Raw genomic sequence first — 22,708 nt, forward strand, 5'->3', positions numbered from 1 at the left:
GTCGTCCTGCCTTCTACCGTCGTCCTGCCCCGTTCCCGGAGCGTCTCATGCCGTCATTGCGTCTTAAGTAAGATGGCCGGGCTGGCCCGGCCATCTCGTCGCCTGGGCGTTCAGCCCTTCAACACGTCGACCAAGGTCTTTCCGAGGCGAGCCGGCGAGGGCGAGACCCGGATACCGGCCGCTTCCATCGCGGCGATCTTGTCTTCCGCACCGCCCTTGCCGCCGGAGATGATCGCACCGGCATGGCCCATGCGGCGGCCGGGAGGAGCCGTGCGACCGGCGATGAAGCCGACCATCGGCTTCTTGCGGCCGCGCTTGGCCTCGTCCTTGATGAACTGCGCGGCGTCCTCTTCCGCCGAACCGCCGATCTCGCCGATCATGACGATCGACTCGGTCTTGGGATCGGCCAGGAACATCTCGAGCATGTCGATGAATTCGGTGCCCTTGACCGGGTCGCCGCCGATGCCGACCGCAGTGGTCTGACCGAGACCCTCGCGGGTGGTCTGGAACACGGCCTCATAGGTCAGCGTGCCGGAGCGCGAGACGATGCCGACCGAGCCGGGCTTGAAGATATTGGCCGGCATGATGCCGATCTTGCTCTGGCCGGCGGTGACGACGCCCGGGCAGTTCGGCCCGATCAGGCGCGACTTCGAGCCGGCGAGCGAGCGCTTGACCCGCACCATGTCGAGCACCGGGATGCCCTCGGTGATGCAGATGATCAGCGGGATCTCGGCGTCGATCGCCTCGCAGATCGCATCGGCTGCCCCCGGAGGCGGCACATAGACGACGGAGGCGTCGGCCCCGGTCGCATCGCGCGCCTCGGCGACGGTGTCGAAGACCGGCAGGCCGAGATGCAGCGCACCGCCCTTACCGGGCGAGGTGCCGCCGACCATCTGCGTGCCATAGGCGATCGCCTGCTCGGAGTGGAAGGTGCCGTTCTTGCCGGTGAAGCCCTGGCAGATGACCTTGGTGTTCTTGTCGATCAGGATGGACATTCAGTCATTCCTATTGTGATTATTCGGACGATTTGCTCGTTTCAACAGGAGCCGGCACAGCACCGCTTGCCGGAACTTGAAACTCGTAAACTCCGAAAATTGTTGTTTCACCGGACCTCAACTGCTGACGCTGAGCTGAGACCATACGAGTTACTTCATGAGGCTTGCTAACATCACCGGATACGACCCAGACTTGGCCAAAGGCCGCCGATGGCTGCGGCTCGCCCAGTCCAAGTTGGATACGAGCTGCTGAGACGACATCGCCCACGGACACCGCTTGCGCGTAGACTGAGCATCCATTCTGACGCCATCCGCTCCATTCGGGGCGGACGACCGCGATACGAAATCGCCCCGAGAAGAGTGGCTCCTCAAAGTTCCAATCGCGAACCTCGTACATTTCCGGGCGCTTCAGGTCGTCCGGATTAGCAACAACGCCACGCTGCCGACCCGATAGCTTGGGATCGCCCTTCCACGCTCCTGAACTGGCCATTTGCTCAGCAGCCACCATCTGCGCTTCAGGCGTAGAAGGGGCAACGCAAGCCTGCTGAACAATCGCCACCACACGCTCGGCTACCGCGTCGGCATAAGCCGGCGCGGATACCAAAGACAGCGCAAGGGTGGCGAAAGCCCGCATGCCGTTTCTCAGCCCTTCTTGACCGCAGCGACGATCTTCTGTGCCGCATCGTCGAGGTCGTCCGCCGGGATGACATTGAGGCCGGAGGTCCGGATGATCTCCTTGCCTTCCTCGACATTCGTGCCCTCGAGGCGCACCACCAGCGGAACCTGGAGGCCGACCGCCTTCACGGCGGCGATGACGCCGCGCGCGATGACGTCGCACTTCATGATGCCGCCGAAGATGTTGACCAGGATGCCCTTCACCTGCGGATCGGCGGTGATGATCTTGAAGGCCGCGGTGACCTTCTCTTCCGAGGCGCCGCCGCCGACATCGAGGAAGTTCGCCGGCTCCTCGCCGTAGAGCTTGATGATATCGAGCGTCGCCATGGCGAGGCCCGCGCCGTTGACCATGCAGCCGATCGTGCCGTCGAGCGCGATATAGGCGAGGTCATGCTTGGAGGCCTCGATCTCCTTGGCATCCTCTTCCGTCTCGTCGCGCAGCGTCATCACCTCGGGGTGACGATAGAGCGAGTTCGAATCGAACGAGACCTTGGCGTCGAGGCACTTGAGCTGCCCCTGCGTCGTCACGATCAGCGGATTGATCTCGAGCATCGCCATGTCCTTGCCGACGAAGGCGGCATAGATCTGGGCGATGACCTTCTCGGCCTGCTTGGCGAGGTCGCCGGTGAGGCCCAGCGTCTTGGCAACGGTGCGGCCGTGATGCGGCATGATGCCGGTCGCGGGATCGACCGAGAAGGTCAGGATCTTCTCGGGCGTGTCATGGGCGACAGCCTCGATGTCCATGCCGCCTTCGGTCGAGACCACGAAGGCCACGCGCGAGGTCTCGCGGTCGACCAGGGCCGAGAGGTAGAACTCCTTCTCGATGTCCGAGCCGTCCTCGATATAGAGACGGTTGACCTGCTTCCCGGCGGGGCCGGTCTGGGCCGTCACCAGCGTGTTGCCGAGCATTTCCCTGGCATGGGACTCGACCTCTTCGATCGACTTGGCGAGACGCACGCCGCCCTTCGCGTCGGCCGGCAGTTCCTTGAACTTGCCTTTGCCGCGACCACCCGCATGGATCTGGCTCTTCACGACATAGAGCGGCCCCGGGAGCTTCTTGGCGGCCTCGACGGCTTCCGCCACCGTAAGGGCCGGGAAGCCGGCGGAGACGGGCGCGCCGTACTCCTTGAGGACCGCCTTGCCTTGATATTCGTGGATGTTCATGTGCTCGAATTCCTTGCGTGCGCTGGCGAGGGCGTCTGGAAGGGCGCGCCGCAGCGAGACTGCCGCGCACCCCTCGCTCTATCTCACGCCAATGACGAATCGATGGACTTGCAGGCGTCGATCAGGCCCTGCACCGAAGCCACCGACTTCGAGAGCATTTCCTGTTCCGCCTTGTTGAGACGGATCTTCACGACCTTCTCGACGCCCTTGGCGCCGATGACCACGGGAACGCCGACGAACATGTCGCGGACGCCGTACTGGCCCTTCAGCGCGGCGGCCGCCGGCAGGACGCGCTTCTGGTCCTTGAGGTAGCTCTCGGCCATCGCGATGGCCGAGGCCGCCGGAGCGTAGAAGGCAGAACCGGTCTTGAGCAGGTTGACGATCTCGCCGCCGCCCTTGCGGGTGCGCTCGACGATGGCGTCCAGACGCTCCTGCGTCGTCCACTTCATCTTGACGAGGTCGGGCAACGGGATGCCGGCGACGCCGGAGTAGCGCACCAGCGGCACCATGTCGTCGCCATGGCCACCGAGCACGAAGGCCGAGACGTCCTTGACCGAAACCTGGAACTCTTCAGCCAGGAAATGGCGGAAGCGGGCCGAGTCGAGCACGCCGGCCATGCCGCAGATCATGTTGGGCTTGAGGCCCGAGAATTTCTGCAGGGCCCAGACCATCGCGTCGAGCGGGTTGGTGATGCAGATCACGAAAGCCTTCGGCGCATATTGCTTGATGCCCTCGCCGACCGACTTCATCACCTTCAGGTTGATGCCGATCAGGTCGTCGCGGCTCATGCCGGGCTTGCGCGGCACGCCTGCGGTGACGATGACGACATCGGCGCCCTTGATGTCCTCATAGGACTGGGTGCCCTTGTAGCCGGCGTCGAAGCCGTCGACCGGGGACGACTCGGCGATGTCGAGGCCCTTGCCCTGCGGGATGCCCTCGGCGATGTCGAACAGCACGACGTCGCCGAGTTCCTTGAGCCCGGCGAGATGGGCGAGCGTGCCGCCGATCTGGCCGGCGCCGATGAGGGCGATCTTCTTGCGGGCCATAGCCTAGTCCTTGTGCTTGCGCTGCGAGATGCCGGAGACCCGGCGAAACCGTGGGGTTCTTTGGCCCAAACAGGCCTTTTGCTGCAAGTCGTCTTGTTGCGATCACGGTCGGGCCGGAGGACGCGCGCCCTGGAAAACAGCCTTCACCTTTCTCGCCGTCAAATCAATGTCTTGCGCAATGCGCGCCTCGCGCGAGGCAGGAATAAGGCAGCGAAACCGTCAATGACAAATTACAGGAAATGTAATTTGTAGCCCGATTTTCAGACGATGCCCGTCGCCAGCACGCGCAGGATGACCCTGATCAACGTTGCCAGCCGAAGGTCCACCGAAGCCTGCGGCACGTCCGCATCGAGCGCCAGCGCAGCAGGATGAATAAAGCGATGCGTGGCGTCGATGACGAAGGCGATCGCCCTGTCGCGATCGCGCGGCTCGAAGGCGCCCGAGCCGATACCCTCGTCGATGACCCGCTCGAACAGCGCCCTCACGCGGGTGCGGTTGCGGCGACTGATCGCGTGACGCCCGGCGACGGCCTGCGACAAAGCGGTGAACAGATGCCGGTCTTCCAGCAGCAGGTCGCGATTGGCCTTGGCCAGAGCCAGGATCAGCCGCTCCAGCTTGTCATGGGCCGGGTCCGGTCCGTCGGCGATGTCCGCGAGGCTGCGCTCCGTCGCCTTGAGCCAGACATCGACCACCGCGTCGACGAGCGCGGCCCGCGACGGGAAATAGCGATAGACATTGGCATGGGTCATGCCGGCTTCTTCGGCGACCGCCACGACGGTGAAGCGCTTCAGCCCGTGCAGGCGCAGATGCTCGCTGGCGACGGTGAGGATGCGGGTCTCGCTCGGCTCGCGCGTCGGCATGCGGCGCTGCTTCTCAAGTCTCGACCAGGCCGGTCGTGTCGCCGCTGGCGGCGGAATCGACACGCCCATGCGGCAATGCGAGATAGTCGCCGGAGCGCATCTCGATCAGCCGCGAGACTGTGCGGTCGAACTCGAAAGCCTCGCGACCGCTCTTGGCGATATAGAGTTGATGCGGCTCGGCCTGCGCCGACGCGATCAGTTTTACATGGAGCTCATAGAGCGTGTCGATCAGGATGATGAAGCGCTTCGCCTCGTTGCGCTGCGTCTCGTCCATCACCGGGATGTCTTCGATCAGCAGCGTATGGAAGCGTTCGGCCAGCTCGAGATAGTCCGAGGCACCATAGGCCTTGGCGCAGAGATCCTTGAAACCGGCGCGCGCGACGCCGCCTGCGGCTTCCGGCACGTGCAGGTCATGCCCGTTGACGGAGAGAACGAGCGGTTGCCCATGGGCAACTCCGCTCAGCGTGAGGAAGGCCTTGTCGAGCGCAGCCCTGGCGGTTGCATCGGCAGGCACATGGTAGGTCGGCGCACCCCCGAGCTTCTCCAGCCGGAAGTCGGTGCGGGCATCGAGACGCAGCACGTCGACCTTCTCGGTCAGCAATGCGATGAAGGGCAGGAACAGCGCTCGGTTGAGCCCGCCCTCATAGAGACGCGACGGCTCGACATTCGAGGTTGCGACCACCACCACCCCGGCAGCGAAAAGCGCCGTGAACAATCGCCCCAGGATCATCGCATCGGCGATATCGGTGACGGTGAATTCGTCGAAGCAGAGCAGCGTCGCCTCTTCGGCGAGCTCAGCCGCGACGGGACCGATCGGGTCAGGGTCCTTGATTTCGCCCGCCTTCAGGCGCTGGCGGTAGGCGTGGATGCGGGAATGGACATCGGCAAGGAAGGAATGGAAATGCACGCGCCTGCGGGCCGCGACCGGTGCCGAGTCGTAGAACATGTCCATCAGCATGGTCTTGCCGCGGCCGACCGAACCCCAGATATAGAGGCCCTTGATACCATTGGCCGATGGCTGCCGCTTGCCGAACAGCCAACCGAGCGCACTGCTCTTTCTGGCCAGTTGGCGCGAAGCGAGCGTCTCCGACAGCGCGTCGAGCCGCTTCACCACGGCGAACTGCGCCGCATCGCGCTCGATGGCGCCGGCCTCGACCATGGCGACATAGCGTTCGGTGACGGTGGCGGGCATGGCCTGCGGGCGGGACAGCATCGGTTGCCCGGTTAAGCCAGGCTCGGCGCGACCGCAAGCCTCCTGGCTGGCGCAGGCTTTGGCATGGGCTGCAGATCGAGGCAAATTGAACGAAATTTCCGCCCTCCCGCCCAGATTTGACACAGCTTCGCCTCTTGCATTCCCAGATTGAAGGCGCATTTTCCGACCCGAGCTCTAGGGACGAACGCCTCCTGGACGGTAGCGCGACATGGCGCTGTGACAGGAGAAGACAATTGGCTCGTTCGACAAAGGCCGGCACAATGACCGGCCAGGGTGAAATTCGCCGGCTCTGGCCGGCGGAACGCACCCTCTTCATCGATCATCTGCTGCGCTTGGACGTGCTCACGCGTCGCGAGCGCTTCGGCACGGCCGTCAACGACGATTTCCTCGTCAATTACGCTGAGACCACCTTCGGTGTCGGCGGGCTGGTCTATGCCTATATCGAGGACGGAAAGGTCCGTGGCGCGGCCGAACTGCGCGGTCTGGAAGACATCATCACCCAGACAGGTGAAGCCGCATTCAGTGTCGAGAAGGCATGGCGCCGGCAAGGCATCGGCGAAGCGCTGTTCACGCGGCTGATCACGGCCTCGCGCAATCGCGGCATTCGCACGCTCTATATGACCTGCCTGCCCGAGAACGCCGCCATGCGCCGGCTGGCGCGCAAATTCGAGGCCGAGCTGATCGGCGGCTACAACGATGTCGAGGGAACGATCGCCACCGGCGGTCCGACGCCCTTCACCGTCCTCGACGAAGCCTTCGACAACGCCAAGGGCTTTGCCACGCTGGCGCTGTCACTGCAGCGCAGGTTCTGGCGCCCCGCCTTCTTCGCGCGGTCGTCGTCGCGCCCGTGAGGCGCGACGAGCAGGCCAGCCTCAGCGGTTGAGTGAGAGAGCGGCGCCGGATTTCGTAACGGCGCCGTTCATGCTGCCGCCGTCGCCGGCACGCACTCGCGCGACCACCGTACCGCCGGGCTGGTAGAGATAGACTTCCCCGTCGCGATAGTCCCAGGCATTGACCTTCTGCAGATCGCGATTGGCACAGCCCGCCGCATTGGCGCGATAGAGATCGAGGGCCGGCGTGCTCGACAGCTGAATCCGGCAGGAGCCGCCCGTCGCTTCGCGCGCAGTCCAGCTCCCAATGACGCTGTCACGCGAGGATCCCGGGCTGCGGGCCGGAGCCTGGCCCTGCCCGAGCGTCGCGACCTGGCCGCTGCCGCCTCTGAGCTGCGGAACCTCGGTTGCGCCTGAGACCGGCGGCGCGCTTTGCCGCTGCCCGGCATTGGGATCGAAGAACGGATCCTGCGGCGGGGGCAGGGCTCCGGGCGCAGAGGCGACCGGATATCCACCCGGCGGCGGCAAGGGCTGCGAGGTCACAGGGGCCGAACTGATCGGAGGAGCAGATTGCAACGGCGGCTGGCCGTAGCCAGGCCCCCCGGAGAAACCGGGTCCCGGCCCGCTGAAACGCTGCGACCCCGCGCAGGCCGTGAGCGCCAGGAACGGCAGCAGGCAGGCGGCCTTGAAGAAGCGATGTCGTTTCGCGGTCCCGGTCGTCATGCGGTGCCTATTCCCGTCTCGTTGGCTCAGCTGATTCGCAAGTCTAGGTCTGCGCAATGAACGTGGCATGAGCGCGTCAATCCCCCAAATACCGGAACTGATCAACTCCGCCACGGGGGCATTTGGTTCTTGGGCGCCCGGCGCGGCATAGTCCGGCAGCTTTGGAGGATCAGCATGAAGCCGCTCAACCCGCCCTCGATCCGCGCGCCATTCGCCCGCTACAGCCATGGCGCCGAACTGCCCGCCGGGCAGCGCCTCGTCTTCTGCTCCGGCCAACTCGGCATTGCGGCCGACGGCAGCATTCCCGAAGATGCGCGGGCTCAGGCCGATCTCTGCTTCGCCAACATCGCCGCGATCCTCGGCGAGGCCGGCATGACGCTGGCCGATATCGTCCGGGTCAATGCCTATGTCACCGACCGGGCGCATATGAAGCCCTATATGGAATCGCGTGACGCCCATGTCGGTACGCCGCCGCCGGCCTCGACCCTGATGATCGTCTCCGGCTTCACGCTGCCCGAGTTCAAGGTCGAGATCGAGGTCGTGGCCGCGGCAGCCTGATCGGATCGATCAGGCCTCAGGGCGCCACGGATAGCTCCAGGTCTCTGTCAGAGTCTTGTCGCCGCTCTTCAGGAAAGCACGCATCTCGGCGAGCTGCCCGGGCTCGACGACGATATCGATGAAGGCCCGGAAACCCTCGGTCTTCGGGTTGGGCACGATAAAGGCGCGATTGATCCGGCCATAGGCGATCGAAGGCACGATCTCGACCTTCTCCGGCTGCTTCAGGTGATAGGCGAGATCGCCGCCGGCGAAATCGACGATGAAACGGCGCGCCCCGTCGGTGACCGGCTCGCCCGAGCCGAGCGCCTTCGGCTTCGCCTGGTAGGTGTTGATCACGCGCCCGCCGGGGTGGAGGTCGCTGGAGTCGAGCAGCGCGGTCAGCTTGTAGCCGAAGCGGAATTCGCGGCCTGGCTCGAGCGGCGCCTTGGGCGCCCAGAGCGCGACGATATTGTCATTGGTCTCGTCGCCGGTCGGCAGCTCGATCAGCTCGACCACGCCCTCGCCCCAGTCGCCCTGGGGCTCGATCCAGTAGGACGGCCTGAACTCATAGCTGAGATCGAGATCCTGATAGTGCTCGAAGACGCGGTCGCGCTGCATCAGCCCGAAGCCGCGCACATTGCTTTCGACAAAGGAAGAAACCGCCTGTTGCCGCGGATTGCGCAAAGGCCGCCAGATCCATTCGCCCGTGCGCGAGTGAACCATCAAGCCGTCGGAATCGTGCAGCTCCGTCCGGAAATCGTCATGGAAGCGCCGGTCGTTCTCGCCGGTGAAGAACATCGAGGTCAGCGGCGCGAGGCCGAGCTTCTCGATCGTCTTGCGCGGAAACAGCGCGACGCTGATATCGACCACGCTGTCGACATCCGGATAGACATGGAACTGGTAGGCGCCTGAGACCGAGGCTGAATCGAGGAGCGCATAAACCGTGACGCGCTCGGCGCCCGCCATCGGCGCCTCGACCCAGAACTCGCGGAAGACGGGAAATTCTTCGGCCCCAGGCACACCTGCACCAATGGCCAGGCCGCGCGCCGAAAGCCCATAGCGCTGCTCGCGACCGAGCACGCGGAAATAACTGGCGCCGATGAAGGAGATCAGCTCGTCGAAGATGCGCGGATCGTTGAGCGGGTAGTGCAGGCGGAATCCGGCGAAGCCGAGATTGACCGGCAGCGGCTTCTCGAACTTGATCCGGCCATAGTCGAACAGGTTCGACGAATAAGGCACCGGCGTCGGCACGCCGTCGCGCACGATGTTCACCGTCACCGGGCGCGTGAACAGGAAACCTGGGTGGAACATCTGCATCCGGAAGCCAGAGCCGTTCTGCGCCAGCAACGCCCGCTCGGGACGGAAGCGGATGTCGCGCCAGGCGTCGAAATCGAGACGCGACAACGGCTCCGGCAGGTTCGGACCAGGCTCATAGGGCGCGGCCGCGATCTCGCGGGCCCGGCGCACCACGTCCTCGAAGCCGAAGCGCGGCTGCGGCGGGGTCGGAGCCGGCGCAGGCTGCGTTTCGGGCTGCTGGGCGAGCAGCGCGGCGGGCGCCGCGGAAAAGCTCAAGGCGGCGGAAAGGCCGGCCAGGATCTGGCGGCGATTGGATACGGTCATGATTCGAGGGAGCCCCGTCGCGTTTGCGCCCGAAGACGCATCTCGCCAACGACTTAGGCGATGAAATGGGGCCGGTCTAGGGCGCAGCGGCGGCGCATGTCCGGCACGCGCGATGTTGACAGCCGATCGTCCTATTTTCTACGCTTCGAACTGGGCCGGATGCAGCCCGCCGCTCGCGCCCTCGCAGGGCATGGTGAATGCATCCCGCTTCCTTCCCGATCCCGATCGATCCGGTGGACGCTTCCAGCAATGCGAGCCCTGGCCGCTTCGTCCACCATCGAAAAGGATTGTGACCATGCGCACCTATCGCGATGCGAAACTGATGGCCAGGGCCCTGCGGGAGGCCGTCGCTCCGCAGACCCCGCTCTCACATGCTCAGGCCCTCGAAATCGTCGCCCGGCAGTTCGGCTATGATGACTGGAACGTCCTCGCCGCGAAGATCGGCGAGCCAGACGCGAGCCCGGCCGCCGACATCGACCAGACCGGCGTGAGCCTGAACATGGGCATCCCGATCCTGCGGATTTTCGACCTGGAGAAAGCGAAGGAGTTCTATATGGGCTTCCTCGGCTTCAGCATGGATTGGGACCACCGCTACGGACCTGATTTCCCGATCTATATGCAGGTTTCACGCTCGGGCCTGCAGCTTCATCTCTCCGAGCATCATGGCGACGCCAGTCCGGGTTCGACCGTCTTCGTCTGGATGCAGGGCGTGGACGCCTATCGCTCCGAACTGATCGGCAAGAGCTATCCTTTCTCGAAACCCGGCATCCAGGAAAGTGGCCCGGGCGGCCGCACGCTCGAGGTGCCGGACCCGTTTGGGAACCGCATCCGTTTCTGCGAGAAACGGCCCTAGTTTCGGGCCCGACCGGCCTCGAAACCTACTATTGCGCGCCGGTTGACAGCCCCGGCGCGTTTCTCCGCCGCCCGTTCGGCAAAAAATCCGAACCCCGAGGTCAAAAAGAACTTGTAGAGCGGGACCGCAATTCGTATATGCCGCTTACCCAATTCGCACGTGCCTGTGGCCGCGTGCTGGTCGGTGGGCATTCGGACAAGAGGCCGGACAGCCGCCAGGGATGGGAAACGGATGGAGGGGGATGGATATCCCCTCAAATCACGCTCCCGGCTCTCGCAAGAGGGCCGCTCCCGAACAGCGACCAGCAGCCGGAGGCGAAACCGGCAAACCCCGAATCTCCACGGGGGACGCAGCTTAAAGCAACGACGGAGCGGGCTTTTTTGGTCTCGTTGGCTTTCCACAGGTCAACACCGAAGAGGCTTGTCCTTCATTGCCGGCCGTGCGGGGCTTCCCCAATCGACGGTGTTTCGGGTCCGGACGTTTCGTCCGCTGTTCTCGGCGTCTCCATCGCGCCGTGACCTGCGAACGACTCACCCGGCGATACGTCGTATCGGCGCCGCTTGCGCCGTAGGGGAGTCGCGCCGATGACCGAGCGCATCCGTGAATTTCTTCGTAACCGCCGTGAAGACGGTCCCTGCGTCGTCATCGACCTCGATGTCGTGCGCGAGAATTATCGTGCCTTCTCCCGGGCTCTTCCCGACACGCGCGTCTTCTACGCCGTGAAGGCGAATCCGGCGCCGGAGGTGCTTGCGCTGCTGGCCAAGCTCGGTTCCTGCTTCGATTGCGCCTCGGTCGTCGAGATCGAGCTCGCTCTCGCTGCTGGCGCCACCGCTGACCGCATCTCCTATGGCAACACGATCAAGAAGGAGCGCGACGTCGCGCGCGCCATGGAGCTCGGCGTGCGTCTGTTCGCCGTCGACTGCGTGGCCGAGGTCGAGAAGGTCGCCCGTTCCGCCGCTCTCACCGCGGTCAAGGACGCGCGCATTTTCTGCCGCATCCTCTGCGACGGCGCCGGCGCCGACTGGCCGCTCTCGCGCAAGTTCGGCTGCGTGCCAGAGATGGCCGCGGACGTGCTCGAGCATGGCCATCGTCTTGGCCTGGGCGCCTATGGCATCTCGTTCCATGTCGGCTCGCAGCAGGCGAATGTGAACGCCTGGGATTCCGCCCTGGCCTCGGCTTCGGCGGTGTTCAAGGAATGCGCCACCCGTGGCCTGTCGCTGTCGATGGTCAATCTCGGCGGTGGCTTCCCGGCGCGTTACCTGCGTCCGATCCCGGGCGTTCCAGCCTATGGCGATGCGATCTTCCGGGCGCTGTCGAAGCATTTCGGCAACCAGCTTCCGGAGACCATCATCGAGCCGGGCCGCGGCATGGTCGGCGAAGCCGGCATGATCGAGGCCGAGGTCGTGCTCGTCTCGAAGAAGAGCGAGGACGATCAGGTTCGCTGGGTCTATCTCGATATCGGCAAGTTCAGCGGTCTCGCCGAGACCATGGACGAGGCGATCCGCTACCCGATCCGCACCCCGCGCGACGGTGACGCGACCGTGCCGAGCGTCCTGGCCGGCCCGACCTGCGACTCGGTCGACGTCATGTACGAGAAGACCCCGTACATGCTGCCGTTCAGCCTGGAGATCGGCGATCGCGTGCTGATCGAGGGCACCGGCGCCTATACGACGACCTATTCGGCCGTCGCCTTCAACGGCTTTCCGCCGCTGAAGCAATACGTCATCTGACGTCCTGGCTCCGGCACCTGCCGGAGCCGCCCCCCAAATCATTCTGTTTGGCCGCGTTCGCGCGCGGCGCCGGGAAGGTCTGCGGTCTTGCGCAGGCGCTCCGGCCGGAGGTGCGTCATGATCACGATCCGCGAGGAAACCGCGTCCGACATCCAGGCCCGTGAGGCCCTGCTCGACCGTTGCTTCGGCGAGCGCCGTTTCGCCAAGACCAGCGAACGGCTGCGTGAAGGTCGGCTGCCGGCCGCCGGGCTGGCGCTGGTCGCGGAGCGCGACGGCGCAGTCGTGGCGACCGTCAGGCTCTGGAACATCAATGCCGGCGGCCATGATGCGCTGCTGCTCGGGCCACTCGCCGTCTCCCCGGACCTGCAGGGCGAAGGGCTCGGCAAGACGATGATGCGCGAGGCGATCTGGCGCGCCGCCTGCCACGGCCACGGCGCGGTGCTGCTCGCCGGCGATGCGCCCTACTACGCTCGTTTCGGCTTCTCGGCCGAGCTGATGCGCGATCTTGCCATGCCCGGCCCGGTCGAGCGCGAGCGCTTCCTCGGCCTCGAACTGCGCCCTGGCTCACTCGCAGGCGCCGCCGGCGTCCTGTCCGCAACGGGGCGCCTGATCGAGCCCCTGCCTGCCGCGGCGCTCGCAGCCTGATAGCGAGCGTCACCGCGGCGTCATCCGCACCGGGTTGTCTTCAGCGTCGTTAGGGTCGGAATCGACCCTGGCGGCGCAAAAATGGCGTTCCGGATTGACGAGCGCGGCCGCTCTCCATACGAGCCCGCGAAAGATTTAATCCCTGCTCCACTCCAACAAGGAAACATCATGACCCATTGGCCCGTCCACGGCACCATCACCGGACCGATTGTAATGATCGGGTTCGGCTCCATCGGACGCGGAACACTGCCGTTGATCGAGCGGCATTTCGAATACGACCGCAGCCGCTTCGTCGTCATCGACCCGCATGACACCAACCGTGCCCTCCTCGACGAGCGCGGCATCCGCTTCATCCAGGAAGCGGTGACCCCCGAGAACTACAAGAGCCTGCTGCAGCCCCTCCTCACCGAAGGCGGTGGCCAGGGCTTCTGCGTCAACCTGTCGGTCGACACCGGCTCGCTCGACATCATGCAATTCTGCTCCGAGCTTGGCGCGCTCTATATCGACACGGTCAACGAGCCTTGGCTCGGCTTCTATTTCGACCACAGCAAAGGCCCCGAGGCCCGCTCGAACTATGCGCTGCGCGAAGCCACGATGGCTGCCAAGCGCGCGCGTCCGGCCGGCACCACGACGGCGGTCTCCTGCTGCGGCGCCAATCCCGGCATGGTCTCATGGTTCGTGAAGCAGGGCCTGCTCAATGTCGCGGCCGATCTCGGCCTGCAGACCCCCGAGCCGAAGGACCGCGCCGAATGGGGCGCCCTGATGCAGCAGGTTGGCGTCAAGGGTATCCATATCGCCGAGCGCGACACCCAGCGTGCCAAGCATCCCAAGCCGCGCGACGTCTTCGTCAACACCTGGTCGGTCGAGGGCTTCGTCTCGGAAGGTCAGCAGCCGGCGGAGCTCGGCTGGGGCACGCATGAGCGCTGGATGCCCGAGAACGGCCGCACGCATGAGGCTGGCTGCCAGTCGGCGATCTATCTGCTCCAGGCCGGCGCCGAGACGCGCGTGCGGAGCTGGTGCCCGACGCCCGGCCCGCAATACGGCTTCCTGGTGACGCATAACGAGGCGATCTCGATCTCCGACTACTTCACGGTGCGCGACGAGGCCGGCAACCCGGCCTATCGGCCGACCTGCCACTACGCCTATCACCCGGCCAATGACGCCGTGCTCTCGCTGCACGAGATGTTCGGTCGCGCCGGCAAGGTGCAGGAGAAGCAGCACATCCTCGAGGAGAACGAGATCGTCGACGGCATCGACGAACTCGGCGTGCTGCTCTACGGCCATGGCAAGAACGCCTACTGGTTCGGCTCGCAACTCTCCGTGGAAGAGACCCGCCGGATCGCGCCCTATCAGAATGCGACCGGCCTGCAGGTGACCTCCGCCGTGCTCGCCGGCATGGTCTGGGCACTGGAGAACCCGAAGGCCGGCATCGTCGAGTCAGACGAGCTGGATTTCCGTCGCTGCCTCGAAGTGCAGTTGCCCTATCTCGGCCCGGTGGTCGGGACCTATACCGACTGGACGCCGCTGCAGGACCGCCCGGGCTTCTTCCCCGAGGATATCGACACCAGCGACCCCTGGCAGTTCCGGAACATCCTCGTCCGCTGACGGACGCCACTCTCGGGCGAAGCATCGCGCCGGCTCGAGGACCTCTGTCACGTGCTGCTCCGCTCGAGGCTAAGCAGCACGGTCCCAAACAAAAGGCCCGCCGGTCAGGCGGGCCTTACTCGTCTCCGCCTGGTCGGTTCAGAAACCCGGCGTCGCAAACGTGTTCCGGAACGGGTTCACACCGGCGCCGATGCGCGGCGGCAAGGTGGCATCTCCGTAGAGCTCAGCGACATTGGAATAGACCGGGGGTGAGATGAACTGCTGGGTTGCGTATCGGTTCAGGGAGCCGACCGGCACGACATTGCCGGGGTCGAGATAGCTGCGCTTCTGCACGATGACGCGCAACGGCTTACGCTGCTGCTGCGCCTCGGCCACCGAAGCGACCGCGGTCAACGCCACGAGCGAAATGCCGAGACCGGCGGCGAGACGCTTGAAGGAATTCATGGCGAGGGTCTCCTGAGGCGATGACCAAGGGGAAGCAAAGCGGCGATTGATAGCGCCAAATCTATCCCGCCGCGGTTAACGCTTTTACTGCCCCATCGCTCTGAGATAACGCTCGGGCAGCCGATTTCAACGGCCGCCCCCTCACCTTTTCGCGGCCGCCTTGAGGCTCGTCGCCGTGCCCTCGGCATCGAGCGATGACGTCTTGCGACCGGCCGCGGACGGACGTGGCGGCGAGCAGGCGCCATCGCGGTTACGTTCAGCTGCGGCAAAGGCGCTGCGCAGCGCCTGATCCGCGCCAGCGCTGAGCAGGGCAAGCCCGTCGATCAGGCAGGCCAGTAGCTGGCGATCGGCCGGGCGCGCCGCTCCACCGCACCACCAGCCGCTCAGCCGCAGCGGTGTGTCGCCGCCACGGTGGCGGAAGCCGACGCAGGCACGTTCGGTCGCACCATCGCTCAGGGTCACGTCAGTGGCCTCGACGGGGCCGAACTTGCTGGTGAGCCCGGTCGACGCGCCACTGCGCTGCACGGACATGCCACGGGCAGCAGCCTCGCGCACGAGCGCGATGATGAAAGGCTGTGTCAGATGATCATCGCCATGGTCGACGACGAGGCGCAGCAGCAGATACGGTTTTGCCTCGGTGAACGCCCCGAAGCTCAAAACATCCTCGCGCTTCGTGCCGTCCTCGCTCCGGCTCGCCTCATAGGCCGGGGCCTGGCGCTCCAATTCCGGGGAATCGAGGCCAAACATGGTGATCGGCCGCGCGATCCTGGCCCAGTCTTCGTGTCGGGCGCCAAGGGGACGCGGCTCCTGGCGGACATCCCGAACGGGCCGGATCTCCGAGGCCGGCTGTTCGGCGAGGTTGGCCACCTGCATCTCGCCACCGTCGCCCGAAAGGCCCGTGACCAACGCAGCCGCCATGCCGATGCCGGCAACGGCAGCCAGCCCGCGCCAGGCCAGGCCGCCGGTCAGGCCGAGGCCGCGATGGCCGATGGCAGCGCGCAGCCATCGGATGATTGTCCGAATCGCAGCCTCGACATGATCCACGACGCTGATCAGGATGCCTACGGGATCGGGACCGCCGAGCTTACCCTTGACGCCGGCCGCCACCGGCAAGGCACGATGCACGGCCGCAGCGCCGAGCCCCCGGCAGCCCGAGCCAAGCCGGCGAAAGCCATTGACCAGTAACGCTGCGAACTCACGCGACACGACAAGACCCCGCTCGCTGCGTGCGCCTGCGCGCCGGCAGCCTGTCCCCACCCGCGGGCGAAGCTGAAGGCAACCGGGTCAGTATCGGGTTACCGGCGGCCAGCGAACCGTGATTGTCGTGAATCGCTGGTTAGGAGGCAGGGTTAATCCCGCCCTGACGCGCTTCACTGCCGAGACCGATTGACTTTTTATCGCCGCGGGTGTTCTGGATTGGCATCGCGATGCGAGTATCCGCTCGAACGCGACCGCGAATGCTTTCAGCCCTGATGGGATTTGGCTCTGTGATTGTCGCCCTGACGACGAAACGCACGACCAAAACGACGACCGGCACGCTCCGGACGTCGCGCTGACGCTTCGCCTCGGTTCCGGGCCCTCCCCCCCGGCGGGGGCTAAGGCCGAACCCGCCATCCATGCCAGGCGGGTCGGCATCTCCCGGGGGAGACAGAACCGGTTACTTCCAAAAGGAACAGCAGCATGAGCTTCAAGGTCGCGGTTGTCGGCGCCACAGGCAATGTGGGTCGCGAAATGTTCGACATCCTTGCCGAGCGGGCCTTCCCGGTGAGCGAGGTCGTGGCGCTTGCCTCCTCGCGCTCTATCGGTACCGAGGTCTCCTTCGGCGACAAGACGCTGAAGGTGAAGGCGCTCGATCACTATGATTTCTCCGACACCGATATCTGCCTGATGTCGGCCGGGGGAGAGGTCTCGAAGCAATGGTCGCCGAAGATCGGCAGCCAGGGCTGCGTCGTCATCGACAACTCCTCGGCCTGGCGCATGCATCCAGACGTGCCGCTGATCGTGCCGGAGGTGAACGCCGCCGCGGCCGCCGGCTTCTCCAAGATGAACATCATCGCCAACCCGAACTGCTCGACCGCGCAGCTCGTCGTGGCGCTGAAGCCGCTGCATGACCGTTTCGGCGTCAGGCGCGTCGTCGTCTCGACCTATCAGTCGGTCTCCGGCGCCGGCAAGGACGGCATGGACGAACTCTTCAACCAGACGCGCGCCGTGTTCTCGGCCGGTGACGTCGTCGCCAAGAAGTTCCCCAAGCGCATCTCCTTCAACCTCATCCCGCAGATCGACGTCTTCATGGAGGACGGCTTCACCAAGGAAGAGTGGAAGATGATGGCGGAGACCAAGAAGATCCTCGATCCGAAGATCAAGCTGACCGCCACCTGCGTGCGCGTGCCGGTCTTCATTGGTCATTCCGAGAGCGTCAACATCGAGTGCGAGAAGCCGATCACCGCCGACGAGGCGCGCGAAGTACTACGCACCGCGCCAGGCATCCTCGTCATCGACAAGCACGAGCCCGGCGGCTACATCACGCCGCATGAGGCGGCCGGTGAGGACGCGACCTATGTCTCGCGCATCCGCGAGGACAATACGGTCGAGAACGGTCTCGCCTTCTGGTGCGTCTCCGACAATCTGCGCAAGGGTGCGGCCCTGAACGCCGTGCAGATCGCCGAAGTCCTGGTCAACCGCAAGCTGATCCAGCCGCGCAAGAAGGCGGCCTGAGACCCACAGCTCGGAAAGCTCAACGAAGGCGGGCGCAAGCCCGCCTTTTTCGTGAACGGGCCCAGGCGCATGGGCGCTGTTCCGAGTTTGCGCGCGCGTCACAGGCAAATCCTGCTAGCCTTGACCCACTCTCCAGCTTTGGCGCCACCTTGTCCTCGTCCCACTCTCCAGTAGCCCCGGTACCGGCCTTGCCCACGCATGCCGAGGCTGTTCTTCCCGTGCCACAACGTCGCGATGCGGCGCTGCGCGGCATCGGATTGATGCTGCTTGCGAGCATCTTCCTCTCCAGCGCCGATGTCGCTTCGAAATATCTCGCCGCGACCATGCCCGCGCTGCAGATCACCTGGCTCCGCTATGCCGCCTTTGCGGCGATCATGTTGGCGGTGGCGCTGCGCGGCGGCGCAGCACGCCTGCGGCCGAAGCGCCCGCACATGCAATTGCTGAGGGGGGTCGCAGTCACCCTCTCCTCCATCATCTTCGTCTCGTCGCTGCGATACCTGCCGATCGCTGATGCGACCGCGACGAGCTTCATCGCGCCGCTCTTCGTCACGGCGTTGTCGATCCCGATGCTGGGCGAAAAGGTTGGCTGGCGGCGCTGGACCGCGACCCTGGTCGGCTTGGCCGGCGTCCTGATCATCGTCCGGCCCGGAGGCGCCGACTTCCACGCCGCGTCGCTGTTGCCGGCGCTTTCAGCCGCGACCTGGGCCTTTGCCCTGATCGTCACCCGCATGATGAGCAGGACGGAGGACCCGGTGACGACGCTGACCTGGTCGGCCGTGGTCGGCTTCCTGCTGCTGACCTTGCTGCAGCCCCTCGGCTGGCAGCCATTGACTGCGGAAGCGATCGCCATCGGCATCTTCATCGGCGTCGCTTCGACCATCGGGCACTGGTTCGTCATCATCGCGTTCCGCCATGCCGACGCCTCGCTGCTCGCGCCCTTCTCCTATGTGCAGTTGCTCTGGGCCTCGGTCTTCGGCTTCTTCCTGTTCTCGGTCTTGCCGGACCTCTTCACCTTGCTGGGCTCGGTGATCATCGCCGCCTCCGGCCTCTACACCGCCCATCGCGAGCGGATGCGGGCGCGGGCTCGGTAAACGAGCTACCGCTTGCCGTAGCGCGCCAGGAACATCGCGACCGCCGAAGCAACGACGCGGGAGATTTCGGCGTCGGACGGTCGCTCGCGCACCGCATTGAACAGGCGCGGGCGCAGCAGGGTCGACTGGCACAGGTCAACGAACTGGACTGCCGCCAGCGCTGTATCGTCGATCTCCAGCTGCCCCTCCGCGACCTTGCGGTCGAGATAGCCGGCGATGCGCCGTGCGCCCTGCAGCGGTCCGTTCTCGTAGAATTCGCGGCCGAGATCGGGCATGCGCTCCGCCACGCCAACGACGATGCGCTGGGCGCTGAGCGCGAAATCGCAGACCAGGAGCTGGACGATCCGCTCGCCGAAATGCGTCAGGGCATGACCGAGGTCGGGATCATCGTCGAGCGCTTCGAAGATACCGCGCTTCTGTTCTTCACGCTCACGCTCGATCAGTGCGACGAAGAGATGCTCCTTGTCCTCGAAATAGACGTAGAGCGTGCCCTTCGAGACATTCGCGGCCGCGGCGATGTCGCTCATGCTCGCATTGTCGAACCCGCGCGTCAGGAAGACCTCATGCGCTCCGTCCAGGATTTGGCGGCGTTTGTCCGGATCCGCGCCTGCCGCACGCCGTTTCCGTCGCAGCGGCATTCCTGCGATCTTCACAACCTCGTCCATGACCCATCTCGTTCCGGCATTTTGCGCCGCACAAAAATAATCGAACCGATCAGTTCGATTTCACTTGATATGCGCCATCACCGGGGCTATTTCAACTGAAATCGAACCGATCGGTTCGAACAGTAATTATCAGGATCGCCCATGTCCGCCGAGACAAAGACTGAGTCGCGTCGGGACCGGCTGAAGCTGGTCGACCCCGCGCTCGAAGCCACGCCTCTTCCCGCCCAGGGCCGCAAGGCTGACGAAGCAGCTCCGCGCGAAGCGGAGAGCCCTGCCGCCGCCAAGCCGCGCGGCAAGACGCTGCGCCGTGCGGGGATGATGCTGCTGGCGACGGCCGCGCTCGGCACCGGACTCTGGTTCGGCGTCGACTGGTGGCGCAATGGCCGTTTCATCGTTTCGACTGACGACGCCTATGTCGGCGCCGAGATGGCCACGATCTCGGCCAAGCTCGCGGCCAATGTCGCAACTGTCGCCGTCAAGCAGAACCAGCAGGTCAAGGCTGGAGAGCCGCTTGTCACCCTCGACGATGGCGACCAGCGCATCGCATTGGAAAGCGCCCGCGCCAAGAGCGCAACGGCAGCTGCGACGCTGCTGCGCATCGACAGCCAGATCGAGGCCGGCCGCGCCAGTCTGCTCCAGGCCCAGGCGCAGCGCGACTCGACCCAGGCCGATATCGTCCGCACCTCGGCCGATTTCGACCGTGCCAACAGCCTTGCTGCCAAGTCCTACGGATCGCAGGCGAATCTCGACGCGGCAACGGCAGCGCGTGACCGGGCCCGCGCGGCGCTGGCCAGCGCCGGGGCCGGCGTCACGGCGGCCGAGGCCAATATCAAGGTGCTGGAGGCGCAGCGCAACGAAGCCTCCCGCCAGATGGATGAGTTGAAGGTCGCCGAGGACAAGGCCGCCCGCGACCTGTCCTTCACCAGGATCGCAGCGCCGATCGACGGACTGATCGCCAATACCAATGTCCAGCTCGGCGACCTCGTCAGCGCCGGCAAGCGGCTGATGTCGATCGTCCCGCTCGATCAGGTCTATGTCGACGCCAATTTCAAGGAAACGCAGGTCGGCGGCCTGAAGATCGGCGACAAGGCAAGGGTCACGGTCGACGCCTTGCCTGATCAGGTCTTTGACGGCGTCGTCAGCGGCATTTCCGGCGGCACGGGCTCCGTGTTTTCGCTGCTGCCGCCGGACAACGCCACGGGCAACTTCACCAAGATTGTCCAGCGCGTCCCGGTGCGCATCACGCTCAACCCGGAAGCCATCGCACGCCATGCGCTGCGCCCCGGCATGTCGGTCGTGGTGAAGATCGACCCGCGCCCCCAGGCCTGAACAGAACGACAAGACCCATTCCGGATCGAGCGTAGCGAAGATCCGGAATCCATGCAGCCGTAACGCCCATCGATTGACCCCGACTTTGCGCGGCCGATGCCGCCTGGCCGGGGTGACGGTACGGGGCGCCAGGAAGACGAGGCCGTCATGGCCACAGCGACACTGACAGCCGGCACGCCGCCGGCCTCCGACGCCATCCCGATGCGGCGGATCTTCGCCTTCCTGGCGATGGTCTTCGGCATGTTCATGGCGATCCTCGATATCCAGATCGTCTCCGCTTCGCTGGCCGAAATCCAGGCTGGCCTGTCCGCCAGCACCGACGAGATCGCCTGGGTCCAGACCGCCTATCTGATCGCCGAAGTGATCATGATCCCGCTTTCCGGCTATCTCAGCCGGGCGCTGTCGACCCGCGTCTTCTTCTCGATCGCCGCAGCCGGCTTCACGATCTCGAGCGTGCTCTGCGCGATGTCGTCCTCGATCAACGAGATGATCCTGTGGCGCGCGGTCCAGGGCTTCATCGGCGGCGGCATGATTCCCGGTGTCTTCGCGGCTGCCTTCACCATCTTCCCGGCCTCGAAGCGGCCGATCGTCTCGCCGCTGATCGGGCTTGTCGCGACCCTGGCGCCGACCATCGGCCCGACGGTCGGCGGCTATCTCAGCCATGCCTTCTCCTGGCACTGGCTTTTCCTGGTCAACGTCATCCCCGGCATCGGCGTCACCATCGCAGCCTGGACGCTGATCGATTTCGACAAGCCGCAGCCCGGCCTGCTCAAGCGCTTCGACTGGCTCGGCCTTGCCAGCATGGCCGCCTTCCTCGGCAGCCTCGAATATGTGCTGGAGGAAGGCACGCGGCTCGACTGGTTCCAGAGCCACGAGATCGTGTTCTTCACCGGGCTGATGCTGGTGGGCGCGGTGCTGTTCTTCTGGCGCGCACTGACGCGCGAGGACCCGCTCGTCGACCTCTACGCCTTCACCAATCGGAACTTCGCCTTTGGCTCGCTCTTCAGCTTCACGATGGGTATCGGCCTTTACGGGCTGACCTATCTCTACCCCGTCTATCTCGGCCGCATCCGCGGCTATGACGCGCTGATGATCGGCGAGACGATGTTCGTCACCGGCCTGTGCATGTTCCTGACGGCGCCCGTCGCCGGCAGGTTGTCGCAGAAGCTCGATCCACGCGTGATGATGATGATCGGTTTCGCCGGCTTTGCTGCCGGCACCTATCTCGCGTCCTTCATCACCAAGGACTGGGACTTCCACGAATTGCTGGTGCCCCAGATCCTGCGCGGCGTCTCGCTGATGCTGTGCATGGTACCGATCAACAATCTTGCGCTCGGCACCTTGCCGCCGGCGCAGCTCAAGAACGCATCGGGCCTCTACAATCTCACGCGCAATCTTGGTGGCGCGGTGGGCCTTGCCGTGATCAACACCCTGCTCAACAGCCGCACCGACCTGCACATCACCCGACTGCATGAAGCCGTCGCCATCGGTAGCCAGGTCGCCGAAGAGCGGCTGGCTCAGATGATGCAGCTCTTCGCCGGCTATGGCGCCAATGCCGAGGCGATGGCGCTCGCCAAGATCAGCCAGCTCGCCCATCGCGAAGCTCTGGTCATGGCCTTCGGCGATGTCTTTCTCGGTCTGACCTGGATATTCGCGGGGCTGGTCGTTCTGGCCGTGTTCATGCGCAAGCCGCCCAAAGCAGCACCCGCCGACGCCGGGCACTAAAGACATCGGCCCGAAAGTGGATTGCGGTGTTCGGGAAAGCCGATGCAACCACAGAAGGCTGGATCATCGGGCCGGATACGATATCCGGTCCGATGATCCAGACGCGCCGGGCCTGATGCACCGTGTCGCAGCCGGCCCGTGATTGACATTCGCGCGCGGTCGCGCCAAATATAGCAATGATATCAGTAGTTTAGATATTTTCTAAACTGCAGGGCCGGCATGCCGGCGATGTGGAAGGCGTAC

At 65.0% G+C, this 22,708-nt stretch carries 22 protein-coding genes; 11 read left to right on the forward strand and 11 right to left on the reverse strand.

Annotation, left to right across the window (positions count from 1 at the left end):
- Window positions 1–110: 110 nt before the first annotated feature.
- The 6 genes from sucD to zapE form a co-directional block, all read right to left on the reverse strand.
- Window positions 111–995, reverse strand: coding sequence for a succinate--CoA ligase subunit alpha (sucD, locus tag FG93_RS28740; RefSeq protein WP_043241854.1), 885 nt, complete (start codon window positions 993–995; stop codon window positions 111–113).
- Window positions 996–1,014: 19 nt separating this feature from the next.
- On the reverse strand, window positions 1,015–1,629 hold the full coding sequence (locus tag FG93_RS32715) for a hypothetical protein (protein ID WP_152579688.1): 615 nt from the start codon (window positions 1,627–1,629) through the stop codon (window positions 1,015–1,017).
- 8 nt (window positions 1,630–1,637) lie between these two features.
- A complete protein-coding gene (gene sucC / locus FG93_RS28745; RefSeq protein ID WP_043241856.1) occupies window positions 1,638–2,834 on the reverse strand; it encodes an ADP-forming succinate--CoA ligase subunit beta in 1,197 nt (398 codons plus the stop codon).
- A gap of 83 nt (window positions 2,835–2,917) precedes the next feature.
- Complete coding sequence (gene mdh, locus FG93_RS28750) at window positions 2,918–3,880, reverse strand: malate dehydrogenase (protein ID WP_043241858.1); 963 nt, start codon at window positions 3,878–3,880, stop codon at window positions 2,918–2,920.
- A 260-nt stretch (window positions 3,881–4,140) separates the two neighbouring features.
- Window positions 4,141–4,740: a TetR/AcrR family transcriptional regulator gene (locus tag FG93_RS28755; RefSeq protein ID WP_043242010.1), complete on the reverse strand. Its 600-nt coding sequence runs from the start codon at window positions 4,738–4,740 to the stop codon at window positions 4,141–4,143.
- A gap of 13 nt (window positions 4,741–4,753) precedes the next feature.
- Window positions 4,754–5,953 carry a cell division protein ZapE gene (zapE, locus tag FG93_RS28760; protein ID WP_043241860.1) on the reverse strand — a complete coding sequence of 400 codons (1,200 nt, stop codon included), beginning with the start codon at window positions 5,951–5,953 and terminating at the stop codon, window positions 4,754–4,756.
- A gap of 233 nt (window positions 5,954–6,186) precedes the next feature.
- On the opposite strand from zapE, the gene FG93_RS28765 reads away from it, so the two are divergent.
- Complete coding sequence (locus FG93_RS28765) at window positions 6,187–6,804, forward strand: GNAT family N-acetyltransferase (protein ID WP_152579689.1); 618 nt, start codon at window positions 6,187–6,189, stop codon at window positions 6,802–6,804.
- Between the two features lie 21 nt (window positions 6,805–6,825).
- Here the strand turns inward: FG93_RS28765 and FG93_RS28770 are convergent, their stop codons facing one another.
- Window positions 6,826–7,506: an AprI/Inh family metalloprotease inhibitor gene (locus tag FG93_RS28770; RefSeq protein WP_052514329.1), complete on the reverse strand. Its 681-nt coding sequence runs from the start codon at window positions 7,504–7,506 to the stop codon at window positions 6,826–6,828.
- 174 nt (window positions 7,507–7,680) lie between these two features.
- On the opposite strand from FG93_RS28770, the gene FG93_RS28775 reads away from it, so the two are divergent.
- Complete coding sequence (locus tag FG93_RS28775) at window positions 7,681–8,064, forward strand: RidA family protein (RefSeq protein ID WP_043241862.1); 384 nt, start codon at window positions 7,681–7,683, stop codon at window positions 8,062–8,064.
- Between the two features lie 9 nt (window positions 8,065–8,073).
- On the opposite strand, the gene FG93_RS28780 is transcribed toward FG93_RS28775, so the two are convergent.
- Window positions 8,074–9,663, reverse strand: a complete 1,590-nt coding sequence (locus FG93_RS28780; RefSeq protein WP_043241863.1) for a glucan biosynthesis protein — start codon at window positions 9,661–9,663, stop codon at window positions 8,074–8,076.
- Window positions 9,664–9,958: 295 nt separating this feature from the next.
- Here FG93_RS28780 and FG93_RS28785 point away from each other — a divergent pair, with 295 nt between their 5' ends.
- The 4 genes from FG93_RS28785 to FG93_RS28805 all read left to right on the forward strand — a co-directional run bounded on the left by FG93_RS28785 (window position 9,959) and on the right by FG93_RS28805 (window position 14,496).
- Window positions 9,959–10,516 carry a glyoxalase superfamily protein gene (locus FG93_RS28785; protein WP_043241865.1) on the forward strand — a complete coding sequence of 186 codons (558 nt, stop codon included), beginning with the start codon at window positions 9,959–9,961 and terminating at the stop codon, window positions 10,514–10,516.
- 584 nt (window positions 10,517–11,100) lie between these two features.
- On the forward strand, window positions 11,101–12,246 hold the full coding sequence (locus tag FG93_RS28795) for a type III PLP-dependent enzyme (protein WP_043241869.1): 1,146 nt from the start codon (window positions 11,101–11,103) through the stop codon (window positions 12,244–12,246).
- Between the two features lie 117 nt (window positions 12,247–12,363).
- The gene (locus FG93_RS28800) at window positions 12,364–12,891 is read left to right on the forward strand and encodes a GNAT family N-acetyltransferase (RefSeq protein ID WP_043241871.1); all 528 of its coding nucleotides are present in this window, start codon (window positions 12,364–12,366) and stop codon (window positions 12,889–12,891) included.
- A gap of 168 nt (window positions 12,892–13,059) precedes the next feature.
- On the forward strand, window positions 13,060–14,496 hold the full coding sequence (locus FG93_RS28805; RefSeq protein WP_043241873.1) for a homospermidine synthase: 1,437 nt from the start codon (window positions 13,060–13,062) through the stop codon (window positions 14,494–14,496).
- A gap of 138 nt (window positions 14,497–14,634) precedes the next feature.
- Here the strand turns inward: FG93_RS28805 and FG93_RS28810 are convergent, their stop codons facing one another.
- A complete protein-coding gene (locus tag FG93_RS28810) occupies window positions 14,635–14,940 on the reverse strand; it encodes a hypothetical protein (RefSeq protein ID WP_043241875.1) in 306 nt (101 codons plus the stop codon).
- A gap of 141 nt (window positions 14,941–15,081) precedes the next feature.
- Window positions 15,082–16,146: a hypothetical protein gene (locus FG93_RS31535; protein WP_152579690.1), complete on the reverse strand. Its 1,065-nt coding sequence runs from the start codon at window positions 16,144–16,146 to the stop codon at window positions 15,082–15,084.
- 474 nt (window positions 16,147–16,620) lie between these two features.
- Here FG93_RS31535 and FG93_RS28820 point away from each other — a divergent pair, with 474 nt between their 5' ends.
- The gene (locus tag FG93_RS28820) at window positions 16,621–17,655 is read left to right on the forward strand and encodes an aspartate-semialdehyde dehydrogenase (protein ID WP_043241877.1); all 1,035 of its coding nucleotides are present in this window, start codon (window positions 16,621–16,623) and stop codon (window positions 17,653–17,655) included.
- Between the two features lie 218 nt (window positions 17,656–17,873).
- Window positions 17,874–18,746, forward strand: a complete 873-nt coding sequence (locus tag FG93_RS28825) for a DMT family transporter (RefSeq protein ID WP_244448760.1) — start codon at window positions 17,874–17,876, stop codon at window positions 18,744–18,746.
- Between the two features lie 5 nt (window positions 18,747–18,751).
- Here FG93_RS28825 and FG93_RS28830 read toward each other — a convergent pair whose 3' ends face one another.
- Window positions 18,752–19,273, reverse strand: a complete 522-nt coding sequence (locus tag FG93_RS28830; protein ID WP_244448761.1) for a TetR/AcrR family transcriptional regulator — start codon at window positions 19,271–19,273, stop codon at window positions 18,752–18,754.
- 36 nt (window positions 19,274–19,309) lie between these two features.
- Between FG93_RS28830 and FG93_RS33755 the strand changes: the two genes are divergently transcribed.
- The 3 genes from FG93_RS33755 to FG93_RS28840 all read left to right on the forward strand — a co-directional run bounded on the left by FG93_RS33755 (window position 19,310) and on the right by FG93_RS28840 (window position 22,465).
- The gene (locus tag FG93_RS33755) at window positions 19,310–19,510 is read left to right on the forward strand and encodes a hypothetical protein (RefSeq protein WP_244448762.1); all 201 of its coding nucleotides are present in this window, start codon (window positions 19,310–19,312) and stop codon (window positions 19,508–19,510) included.
- A 42-nt stretch (window positions 19,511–19,552) separates the two neighbouring features.
- On the forward strand, window positions 19,553–20,740 hold the full coding sequence (locus FG93_RS28835; protein ID WP_043241881.1) for an HlyD family secretion protein: 1,188 nt from the start codon (window positions 19,553–19,555) through the stop codon (window positions 20,738–20,740).
- A 147-nt stretch (window positions 20,741–20,887) separates the two neighbouring features.
- Window positions 20,888–22,465 carry a DHA2 family efflux MFS transporter permease subunit gene (locus FG93_RS28840; protein ID WP_043242020.1) on the forward strand — a complete coding sequence of 526 codons (1,578 nt, stop codon included), beginning with the start codon at window positions 20,888–20,890 and terminating at the stop codon, window positions 22,463–22,465.
- Window positions 22,466–22,708 lie beyond the last annotated feature (243 nt).

Source organism: Allobosea sp. LC85 (assembly GCF_000735605.1).
Lineage (GTDB): Bacteria > Pseudomonadota > Alphaproteobacteria > Rhizobiales > Beijerinckiaceae > Allobosea.

Coding starts and splice junctions, on each gene's coding strand:
- sucD (WP_043241854.1), bottom strand. CDS start 995: ATGTCCATCCTGATCGACAAGAACACCAAGGTCATCTGCCAGGGCTTC.
- FG93_RS32715 (WP_152579688.1), bottom strand. CDS start 1,629: ATGCGGGCTTTCGCCACCCTTGCGCTGTCTTTGGTATCCGCGCCGGCT.
- sucC (WP_043241856.1), bottom strand. CDS start 2,834: ATGAACATCCACGAATATCAAGGCAAGGCGGTCCTCAAGGAGTACGGC.
- mdh (WP_043241858.1), bottom strand. CDS start 3,880: ATGGCCCGCAAGAAGATCGCCCTCATCGGCGCCGGCCAGATCGGCGGC.
- FG93_RS28755 (WP_043242010.1), bottom strand. CDS start 4,740: ATGCCGACGCGCGAGCCGAGCGAGACCCGCATCCTCACCGTCGCCAGC.
- zapE (WP_043241860.1), bottom strand. CDS start 5,953: ATGCTGTCCCGCCCGCAGGCCATGCCCGCCACCGTCACCGAACGCTAT.
- FG93_RS28770 (WP_052514329.1), bottom strand. CDS start 7,506: ATGACGACCGGGACCGCGAAACGACATCGCTTCTTCAAGGCCGCCTGC.
- FG93_RS28775 (WP_043241862.1), top strand. CDS start 7,681: ATGAAGCCGCTCAACCCGCCCTCGATCCGCGCGCCATTCGCCCGCTAC.
- FG93_RS28780 (WP_043241863.1), bottom strand. CDS start 9,663: ATGACCGTATCCAATCGCCGCCAGATCCTGGCCGGCCTTTCCGCCGCC.
- FG93_RS28785 (WP_043241865.1), top strand. CDS start 9,959: ATGCGCACCTATCGCGATGCGAAACTGATGGCCAGGGCCCTGCGGGAG.
- FG93_RS28795 (WP_043241869.1), top strand. CDS start 11,101: ATGACCGAGCGCATCCGTGAATTTCTTCGTAACCGCCGTGAAGACGGT.
- FG93_RS28800 (WP_043241871.1), top strand. CDS start 12,364: ATGATCACGATCCGCGAGGAAACCGCGTCCGACATCCAGGCCCGTGAG.
- FG93_RS28805 (WP_043241873.1), top strand. CDS start 13,060: ATGACCCATTGGCCCGTCCACGGCACCATCACCGGACCGATTGTAATG.
- FG93_RS28810 (WP_043241875.1), bottom strand. CDS start 14,940: ATGAATTCCTTCAAGCGTCTCGCCGCCGGTCTCGGCATTTCGCTCGTG.
- FG93_RS28820 (WP_043241877.1), top strand. CDS start 16,621: ATGAGCTTCAAGGTCGCGGTTGTCGGCGCCACAGGCAATGTGGGTCGC.
- FG93_RS28830 (WP_244448761.1), bottom strand. CDS start 19,273: ATGAGCGACATCGCCGCGGCCGCGAATGTCTCGAAGGGCACGCTCTAC.
- FG93_RS33755 (WP_244448762.1), top strand. CDS start 19,310: ATGCGCTCCGTCCAGGATTTGGCGGCGTTTGTCCGGATCCGCGCCTGC.
- FG93_RS28835 (WP_043241881.1), top strand. CDS start 19,553: ATGTCCGCCGAGACAAAGACTGAGTCGCGTCGGGACCGGCTGAAGCTG.
- FG93_RS28840 (WP_043242020.1), top strand. CDS start 20,888: ATGGCCACAGCGACACTGACAGCCGGCACGCCGCCGGCCTCCGACGCC.